A 9,226-nucleotide genomic window follows, 5' to 3' on the forward strand; every position below is an offset into this window, starting at 1 on the left:
CCGTGGCGCCGCGCCTCGTCGACGAGGTCGCTGCTGGCACCGGTCACGAGCGCAGCGCGGCGGGCGACGACGGACTGCACGAGACGCGAGGCGACCCCGCGCACTCCCCCGGACCGCAGGACCGCGTTGTGCTGGCTCACGACCAGCGGGGTGCGCGTGCCGAGGCCGGCGAGGGCTGCGACCAGCCCGGCCTGGTGGCCGTGGGCGTGGACCACGTCGGCCGACCGGATGGCCCGCCGGAGGTGGGTCAGCCGGCTCCACGACCCGCGCAGGCCGGCCCCGCGACCCGGCCACCACAGCTGCGCGTCGTCGAGCCCGAAGCGGTCCGCGGTGCTCTCGTCGGTCGCCACGACGACCTGGTCACCCGYGGCGCGCAGTCGGGCCGCGAGGGCGGCCGCCTGCAGACCGATGCCGCCCGTGCTGCGGCCCACGACCATGAGGACCTGCATCAGGCACCACCGCGTCGTCGGGCCCGGCCGCGTTCACGCAGCGCGGTCATCGCGCGCCGGTCGGCCACCGCCATCACGAGCAGGTAGGCCGCGACGGCCACGACCGCCCCCAGGGCAGCGGTGCCGATCGAGCTCCACAGGCCGCTGGGCGTCATGGAGTGCGTCGCGGCGTCACCGGCGCCCAGGGCGAGGGCCAGGGCCACGACGGCGGCACCGAGCGTGCGACCGGTGCCACGCAGGGCCTCGGGTCCCCACGCCCGGCGCACGAGGAGGGTCAGGGCGATGGCGGACAGGGTCATGCCCAGCGTCGAGCCGACGCCCAGGATGCCCAGCGTCGTGCCGGGGCCGGACCCGTCAGGCACCAGCGCCAGCGGCAGGAAGGTCGCGACGGCCCACCCACCGGCGACGGCGAGCGCCGCGTGCAGTGGCCTTCCGCGGACGTACAGGGCGCGGGTCAGCAGGGCTGCGACACCGAAGCCGACGAGGCCAGGGGCATACGCCGACAGCGCGCCGGGGAGGGCTGCGAGGGCCGCCCCTCCCCCGAGCCCGGCACCACGGTCCAGGGAGCCGAAGAAGGCCCCGACGGGCCGGGCGACGACCATCAGGACGGCGGCAGCGCCGGCGGTGAGCAGCACGATGGATTGCAACCCGCGAGCGAGGGTGCTGCGGGCGGTGAGCTCCTCGGCCGCCGTGTCGGCCCCGGTCCCGTGCGCCAGTGCGGGGAAGGCCGAGGTCGCGATCGGGACGGCCAGCACGGCATAGGGGAGCAGGTAGACGGCCTGCACGTAGAGGTAGACGTTGACGGCCCCCACGCCGTCGGTACGCGGTGGGTGGGTGAGCCACAACGTCATGGCCACGCAGGCCTGCTGGGCGACGAGTGCGAGGATCCCGGCACCCGCGAGGGACCAGGCCCGGGCGGCCACGCCCGGGGGGAAGTGGAGGGTCGGGCGCAGCCTCGACCCCGTGCGCAGCGCGGGCACCAGCAGCGGCAGGCTCAGCACCACGACCCCCAGCGTGGTGCCGCCGGCAAGCAGCCAGATCGCGCCGTCGCTGACGTCGTCGGGCGTCGTCGAGGGTTCCGCCACCAGGCCGTAGCCGACGTACGCGCCGATCACCACCAGGCTGGACAACAGCGGGGCGAGGGCGGCCGCCAGGAACCTGCGGTGGGCCTGGAGCACCCCCGCCAGGACGATGCCGACGCCGTAGAGCGGCACCTGCGGCGCAAAGATCCGCAGCATGCGCGCCCCGAGCTCCGCGCTGCCGGGGACCTTGGAGTCGTGGAGGATCAGGCCGCTGATCCAGGGCGCAGCCAGCGCGAGGACCAGCCCGAGCGGGACGAGCACCACGATCGCCCAGGTCAGCAGGGCCGACGCGGTGCGATCGGCGTCCTCGCGGCGGCCCGCTCCGAGCTGACCGGCCACGAGCGGGACGGCGACGGCGGCCAGGGCTCCGCCGGCCGCGACCTCGTAGACGACGTTGGGGAGCATGTTGACCGACTGGTAGGCGTCACCGACGCCGACAGCCCCCACGCTGCTGGAGAAGACCAGGGTCCGCGCGAAACCGGCGACCCGGGCGAGCAAGGTGGCCACGGCGATCAGCGCGGCGGCACGGGCGACGGACACCCCGACGGTCCGAGCCGTCATCGGCGGCCCAGCGCGTCCAGCTCACGCAGCCCCGGGGTCGACTCGATGACCTTGGTGAAGGAGACCTTCTCGGACGCCAGCGTCAGCGCCGTGAGGACGCCCAGGGCCAGCCACCGCCCGCGCCGACCGGTGCGTTGCACGAGGGCCGTGCCGAGGAGCGCGCCGGCGGAGTTGGCGCCGGTGTCGCCGAGCATCGACTCGCCCGCCAGGTCGGGCCGCAGGAGCCCCGCGGCGGCACCGACTGCGGCGCCGGCCGCCGGACCCGAGCGACGTGACGTCGACAGCAGGACCCCGAGGCCGATGGTGGCCTTGAGCGCGCGTCCGGGTCGCAGGTCGAGCAGGTTGAGCAGGTTCGCGGACCCGGCCACCACCGCGCCCCCCACGAGGGTGTCGACCACCGCGGGTGCACCGGCGGAGGCATCGCGGCGGGCTTCGCGGTCGATGAGGGCGGCCGACACCAGGCCCGTGACGGCGAGGCCGAGGATCTTGACGGCGCCGGTCGTCACGTGGCCGCGGGCCAGTGCCCCGAGGTGGCCCTTGAGGCCCTTGCTGGTGCTGTCGCCCGTCAGGTCGTCGAGGGCTCCGAGCCCGGCGGCGGCGGACGCCGCGAGGACCGGGCCGGGCCCGGCACCGAGGAGGGCTGCCCCCGAGGCAGCACCGACGGCATACGCGGGGCCCTCGAGGAGGGTCACGGTGCGGCCGGCGTGGTTCGTCCGGTCCCAGCGGGCGTTGCCGCCCGGAGGGCGCTCGCGCAGCGCGCGCAGGCCGAGCGCCGCCACGGCACCGGCCACAGCGCCGGCCGCGACGACCGCGGACCGGCCCGCCTCGTGCCCCGTCATGGCTACTTGGTCGCCAGCTGCGGGAAGGCGGCGGACGCGCCGCTGTCGAGGCCGTACTGGCCGGCCTTTCCGGCCTGCTGCTCGAGCAGACCGAAGACCAGGCTCGCCTGGCCCATCGGCAGCTCTCCGTGGTCGACCGTGGTCAGCACCTTGGACTGGTTGCCGTCGGCCCGCGACGTGGCGACGACCGACGTCTCGTTGGTGGTGCCGGCCGGCAGTGTGGTGGCGACCAGGACGGCCCCGGAGCTGCTGGCATCGAGGGCCCCGGCGAGGTTGCTCAGGGCCCCTGCCCTGCTCTCGCGGACCTTGGCGTCCGACCCACCCACGGGGCCACCGATGACCACGGCGATGCTCGCGGGGGTGACCTTGTCGGGCGTGAACCGGATGAGGTCGCCCGTGCGCAGGCCCTCGAGCGCGGCGGCCGCCCCGTCGCTGCTGGCGCCGGCCTTGGCCAGGATCGCCCGGGCCAGGACGCTGTCGACGATCTGGCCGTCGCCGGGGTCGGCGGGCGCCTGGACCTGGCCGGCCAGCTGCTGGCCGAGGGTGTTGCGGAAGGTCACCTTGCTGCTGTCGGGGTCGGTCCACGCGTCGAGGACGGTGACGGTGGACCCGATCTTGGCACCGGCTGTCGTCAGCGTCTCGGTGGTGGCCTTGACGAGGCTGGCCTCGGCGCCGGGGAGCACGACCACGGCGACCGTCGTGTCGGCGAGTCGACCCGCGAGCAGGCTGCGGTTGCTGGCTGCGGTGAACTCGTCGCGCGCCGTGATCCCCTTGTCGGCCACGTCGAGCTCGGCGCGCAGGGCTGCCTTGTCGTTGCGGAGGTTCTTGACCTCGGAGGTCAGCGTGTTGCCGATGTCCTCCTTGAGCGGACCCGCACCGAGCACGATCCCCACCGCCAGGGCGAGGAAGATCGAGACGATCGAGACGAGGTGGTAGCGGAAGTCGATCACGTGACAATTCCTACGAGGAAGGACCAGAAGTCGTCCCACTGGGCGGCGAGCAGCTGGAGGAAGGCCCGTCCGCCCGTGGTGGACCAGAGCGCGGCGAACAGCGCGCTCAGGGCGACCACGAGCATGACGGCGAGGGACAGGTTGGAGATGCGCGAGCGGTAGAGCCGGCTCACGCCCTTGGCGTCGACCAGCTTGCCCCCGACCCGCAGCCGGGTGAGGAAGGTGCTGGCCATGCCGGAGCGACCCTTGTCGAGGAACTCGACGAGGGTCGCGTGGGTGCCGACGGCGACGATGAGCGAGGCGCCCTTGTCGTCGGCGAGGAGCATGGCGACGTCCTCGCTGGTGCCGGTCGCCGGGAACACCACCGGCTCCACGCCGAGCTTGCGCACCCGGTCGAGGCCCGGGGCGTTGCCGTCGCGGTAGGCGTGCACGACGATCTCGGCCCCGCAGCGAAGGGTCGAGTCTGAGACCGAGTCCATGTCACCGACGATGAGGTCCGGCTTGAGGCCGACGTCGACGAGCGCGTCGGCGCCACCGTCGACCCCGATCAGGACGGGTCGGTACTCACGGATGTAGCTGCGGAGGGTCTGGAGGTCCTCCTTGTAGTGGTAGCCGCGCACCACGATCAGGGCGTGGCGACCGTCGATCTGGGTGCGGATGTCGGGGACGCCGACACCGTCGAGGAGCAGGTCGCGCTCACGACGGAGGTACTCCATCGTGTTGGCCGCGAAGGCCTCGAGCTGCACCGCGAGCCCGGCCCGCGCCTCGTTCATCGACGACTCCACGAGGTCGTGGTCGAAGGCCTGTCCGGTCGCGACCACGGTGTCGCCCAGCCACAGCTGGTCGCCCTCGAGTCGCACCTGCTGACCCTCGGTGAGGTCGTGCATGACGTCCTTGCCGACGTTGTCCAGCAACGGGATCCCGGCATCGATGAGGATCTCGGGCCCGAGGTTGGGGTAGCGACCCGAGATCGAGGGCGAGGCGTTGACGACGGCGGCCGGCTTGCACGCGAGCAGCGCCTCGGCGCTCACCTTGTCGATGTCCTGGTGGTCGATGACGGCGATCTCGCCGGGGCGCAGCCGCTTGGTGAGGTTCTTGGTCCGGGCGTCGACTCGAACCAGCCCGCGCACCCCGGGGCTCTCGGGTTCGCGGGCGCGTTGGCGCGGGATCTTCAGAGGCATCCTGCCCATCCTCCCACGGGCCGGGTGGGCAGCCGCGACGCGGCTCGCGGTCACGAGGTGGCGGATGCGCTCCGGCGCAGGCCTGCCGTGGCGACGAGCTCGCGGGCGTGCTCGAGGGCCGACTCCGTGTCGACGCCGCCCATCATGCGGGCCAGCTCGCGCAGGCGTTCGTCCTCGTCGAGGGCGTGCACGCCGCTGGACGTGATGTGACCGTCACTCGCCTTGCGGACCACGAGGTGCCGGTCCGCGTATGCCGCGACCTGGGGCAGGTGGGTCACCACCACCACCTGCGCGTGGGCGGCCAGGGCGGCGAGGCGGGCACCCACGTCGAGCGCTGCTGYGCCGCCGACGCCGGCGTCGACCTCGTCGAACACGAACGTGGGGACGTCGGCTGCTCCGGCGGCTCCGGTGACGACCTCCAGGGCCAGCATGACCCGGGACAGCTCGCCACCGGAGGCCGCCTTGGCCACGGTGCGCGCAGGGCTGCCGGGGTTCGCGGCCAAGAGGATCTCGACGTCGTCGGCACCGTGCCGGGTGCGCCCCGCAGCCCTCGGCGTCACTGACACCTCGATGGCCGCCTGTCCCATCGCGAGATGGGCGAGCTCGGACGTCACGGCGCTCCCGAGTCGACGGGCTGCCGCCGTGCGGGCCTTCGTCAGCACGTCCGCTGCCCGGCCGAGCTCGCCCTCGAGGGTCGCCACTCGGGCCTCGAGCTCCTCGATGCGGGTGTCGGAGTTGAGGAGGGTGTCGAGCGTCGCCGCGGCCGACCGCCCCCAGGCGAGCACGTCGTCGATGGTCTCGCCGTACTTGCGCGTGAGGGCGGTGAGGTCCGCCCGGCGCTGCTGCACCCAGGCCAGGCGAGCCGGGTCGACGTCGATGTCGGTGAGGTAGGAGCTGAGATCGGCCGCCAGGTCGGCGACGAGGTAGCCGATGTCGGCGAGCCGCCGGTCGAGCTCCCGCAGCGCAGGGTCGTGGTCGACCTCGCCCGCGAGCGCCTGGCGTGCCGCCGCGAGGGTCTCCGTCGCGCTGGGAGTGGTCTCCCCGGCATACTCCTGGGCGCCGGCGAGGTGGTCGTGAGCGAGCGTCGCGGCGCCACGCAACCCCTCGGCGTGGCCGAGCCGCTCGTCCTCGACGCGCAGGTCGGCGTCCTCACCGGGCTGGGGGTCGACCTGCTCGAGCTGGGTGAGGCCGTGCTGGAGCACCTCGATCTGCTGCGCGCGGTCGCGGGCCTGGGCCCTGAGGGCGCCGAGCTCGGTGGTGGCGGCGTCGTGCTCCTCGTAGAGGGCCCGGAAGGCGTCGAGCGCGACCTGGACCGCCTCACCCCCGAACTGGTCGAGCATGGTCCGGTGCTGGTCGGTCTGGCGCAGCCGCCACTGGTCGGCCTGCCCGTGGACGGCGACGAGGTGCTCCCCCACCTCGCTGAGCACACCGACGGGTGCAGCCCGGCCGCCCACGTGGGCGCGGGACCGACCCTCGGTCGAGATGGTGCGCACCAGCACGAGGCCGTCGGCCACGTCGGCACCGGCCTCTGCGGCCCGCACGGCGGCGGGGTGGTCCGGAGCCACGTCGACGACGCCCTCGATCACGGCGTTCGCGGCGCCCGACCGGACCAGTCCGGCATCGGCCCTGGCGCCGAGCAGCAGCCCGAGGCCGGTCACGACCATGGTCTTGCCCGCGCCCGTCTCACCCGTGACGATGTTGAGCCCCGGGTGCAGCTCGAGGACGGCGTCGTCGATCACGCCGAGACGCTGGATCCTCAGTTCCTGGAGCACGCCGGCCAGCCTCTCACGCGTCGGTCGCGCGAGCGGCGTCCTGCAGCCTCGCCTCGCCGCGCCACCCGTGGATCGACAGGTCGAACTTCGCGACCAAGCGGTCGGTGAACGGTGACGTGCTCAGCCGGGCTAGCCGCACGGGGGTCTCGGACCGGACGACCTCGATCCGCGCACCGGGTGGCAGGTCCACCGCACGCCGGCCGTCGCACCACAGCGCACCCGTGCCCAGGGTGTCGGGCACGACCTCGAGGGCCAGGTGGGAGCGCGGCCCCAGGACGAGGGGTCGGGCGAACAGGGCGTGGGCGCTGATCGGCACGAGGAGCACCGCCTCGACATCGGGCCAGACCACGGGCCCGCCGGCCGAGAACGCGTAGGCCGTGGAGCCGGTGGGAGTCGCGCAGACCACCCCGTCGCACCCCCAGGTCGTGAGCGGGCGCCCGTCGATCTCGGCGACCACCTCGAGCATGCGCTCGCGGTTGGCCTTCTCGACGGTCACCTCGTTGAGCGCCCAGCTCGTGTAGACCGGCTCACCGTCGACGTGGGCGGTCACCTCGAGGGTCATCCGCTCCTCGACCGCGTAGCTCCTGGCGACGACGTGCTCGACGGTGGCCTCGATGTCCTCGCGCTCGGCCTCCGCGAGGAACCCCACGTGACCCAGGTTGACCCCGAGCAGAGGTGCGCCGGTGCCCCGGGACACCTCGGCGCCGCGCAGGATCGTCCCGTCGCCGCCGAGCACGCACACCAGCTCACAGCCCTGCGCCGGATCGGTGGAGTCGACCACAGTGACGCCGGGGTGCTCGACAATGCTCATGGCGGCGGCCTCGTCGGCCTGGATCAGCACCTCGATGCCCGCGGCATGCAGCCGGGCCACCACCTCGGCTGCGATGTCGTGGGCCTCCTGGCGACGCGGGTGCGCGACCAGCAGGATCCGGCGCGGGCCTGCCGGCGCCGATGGACTGGCGGTCGTCGTCACGGTGCTCCCTCTCGCTGCTCTGGTCCCGGGCGTGCTGCCCCCATGGTGGCCTCGACCTCGTGCTCACGGGGTGCGCGACGCGCGGTCACGGCTCGCTCACGCTGTCTGCTGCTGCCACCAGAGCCTCCCATCCCATCGACTCGGCGGCGCGGGGGGTCAACCACAGCAGGTACTCCGCGTTGCCCTCGCCGCCCTCGATCGGGCTGCGAGCCAGGCCCTTGGGGTGCAGCCCGGCGTCGATGGCCGCCCGGGCCACCTCACAGATCGCCCACGCCCGGTCGCCCTGGGACCGCACGATGCCGCCCTTCCCGAGCCGGGTGCGCCCGACCTCGAACTGCGGCTTGACGAGGACCACCACGTCGGCCTGCTCGGTCACGAGCTGGGCGAAGGTGTCCAGCACCAGGGTCAGTGAGATGAAGCTGAGGTCGGCGACCAGCAGGTCGACCGGCCCACCGACCGACCCGGAGTCGAGGTCGCGCACCGTGGTCCGCGGCAGGTCGGTGACCCTCGGGTCACCGGCGAGCTCGGGAACGAGCTGGTCGTGGCCGACGTCGAGGGCCACGACGTGGCTGGCGTCGTGGTGCAGGAGCACGTGCGTGAAGCCACCCGTGGAGGCGCCCACGTCGAGGCAACGCCTGCCCGCGACGGTGAGACCCCGCGGTCCGAACGCCTCCAGCGCCCCCACCAGCTTGTATGCCGCGCGGCTCACCCACCGGGGGCCGTCCTCCCGGACATCGATCGTGTCGTCGTCGCGGACGGGGGTGGCGGGCTTGGTGGCCTGCTCCCCGCGGACGCGGACGTCGCCGGCGTCGATGAGGGCACGGGCGTGCCCGCGGGAACGGGCCAGCCCGCGGCGGACCAGCTCGAGGTCGAGCCTGGTGCTGCCGCTCACTCGCCGCCGAGGTCGGACAGCCGGCCGTGCAGGGTCTGGTGGACGCGACGACCGGCCTCGATCTGGGCGTCGAGGTCGTCGGCGGGCGCGTCGCGCAGGTCCTGCAGCGCCGAGTCGATGACGATGTCGCCGGTCGCGTGGTCACCCAGACCGGCGTCCGGCGAGGTGGTCACGTCCTCGCCCTGCCCGTCGACGTGCTGGTCCTGCTCGTGCCGGTCCTGGTCGTCGACGTGCTGGTCGTCGACGTGCTGGTCGTCGACGTGCTGGTCGTCGACGTGCTGGTCGTCCTGCTGGTGCAGGTCCTGCTGGGAATGCATCTCGCTCACTCGGCAGCCTTCGTCGTCTTCGTGGCGGCGGCTCGCGTCGCCGGGGCCTTCGTGGCCGGGGCCTTCTTCGCGGTCGCCTTCTTCGCGGTCGCCTTCTTCGCGGTCGCCTTCTTCGCGGTCGCCTTCTTCGCGGTCGCCTTCTTCGCGGTCGCCTTCTTCGCGGTCGCCTTCTTCGCGGTCGTCGTCTTCGCCGCTGCAGTC

10 protein-coding genes are annotated in these 9,226 nt (G+C 73.6%); 1 reads left to right on the forward strand and 9 read right to left on the reverse strand.

Going from position 1 to position 9,226, the window contains the following annotated elements; all coding sequences use genetic code 11:
• The 9 genes from AC1DV7_RS17775 to AC1DV7_RS17815 all read right to left on the reverse strand — a co-directional run.
• On the reverse strand, nt 1–449 hold a 449-nt coding region (locus tag AC1DV7_RS17775), incomplete at its 3' end, for a glycosyltransferase (RefSeq protein ID WP_477598665.1).
• Nucleotides 449–2,092 (reverse strand): murein biosynthesis integral membrane protein MurJ, encoded by a 1,644-nt coding sequence (gene murJ, locus AC1DV7_RS17780; protein ID WP_477598666.1) that lies wholly within the window; start codon nt 2,090–2,092, stop codon nt 449–451. The genes AC1DV7_RS17775 and murJ, both read right to left, overlap by 1 nt.
• Complete coding sequence (locus tag AC1DV7_RS17785; RefSeq protein WP_477598667.1) at nt 2,089–2,931, reverse strand: hypothetical protein; 843 nt, start codon at nt 2,929–2,931, stop codon at nt 2,089–2,091. Before AC1DV7_RS17785 ends, murJ begins: the two co-directional genes overlap by 4 nt.
• Before the next feature lie 2 nt (nt 2,932–2,933).
• Nucleotides 2,934–3,881, reverse strand: a complete 948-nt coding sequence (locus AC1DV7_RS17790; protein WP_477598668.1) for a copper transporter — start codon at nt 3,879–3,881, stop codon at nt 2,934–2,936.
• Nucleotides 3,878–5,062, reverse strand: coding sequence for a putative cytokinetic ring protein SteA (gene steA / locus AC1DV7_RS17795; protein ID WP_477598669.1), 1,185 nt, complete (start codon nt 5,060–5,062; stop codon nt 3,878–3,880). Before steA ends, AC1DV7_RS17790 begins: the two co-directional genes overlap by 4 nt.
• 50 nt (nt 5,063–5,112) lie before the next feature.
• On the reverse strand, nt 5,113–6,834 hold the full coding sequence (gene recN / locus AC1DV7_RS17800) for a DNA repair protein RecN (protein WP_477598670.1): 1,722 nt from the start codon (nt 6,832–6,834) through the stop codon (nt 5,113–5,115).
• A gap of 13 nt (nt 6,835–6,847) precedes the next feature.
• On the reverse strand, nt 6,848–7,807 hold the full coding sequence (locus AC1DV7_RS17805; RefSeq protein ID WP_477598671.1) for an NAD kinase: 960 nt from the start codon (nt 7,805–7,807) through the stop codon (nt 6,848–6,850).
• An 85-nt stretch (nt 7,808–7,892) separates the two neighbouring features.
• Nucleotides 7,893–8,699 carry a TlyA family RNA methyltransferase gene (locus tag AC1DV7_RS17810; RefSeq protein ID WP_477598672.1) on the reverse strand — a complete coding sequence of 269 codons (807 nt, stop codon included), beginning with the start codon at nt 8,697–8,699 and terminating at the stop codon, nt 7,893–7,895.
• Nucleotides 8,696–8,872: a hypothetical protein gene (locus tag AC1DV7_RS17815; protein WP_477598673.1), complete on the reverse strand. Its 177-nt coding sequence runs from the start codon at nt 8,870–8,872 to the stop codon at nt 8,696–8,698. Before AC1DV7_RS17815 ends, AC1DV7_RS17810 begins: the two co-directional genes overlap by 4 nt.
• On the opposite strand from AC1DV7_RS17815, the gene AC1DV7_RS17820 reads away from it, so the two are divergent.
• On the forward strand, nt 8,837–9,226 hold a 390-nt coding region (locus AC1DV7_RS17820; protein ID WP_477598674.1), incomplete at its 3' end, for a hypothetical protein. The genes AC1DV7_RS17815 and AC1DV7_RS17820 overlap by 36 nt on opposite strands.

It is taken from the genome of Pedococcus sp. P2_E4, from assembly GCF_056403935.1.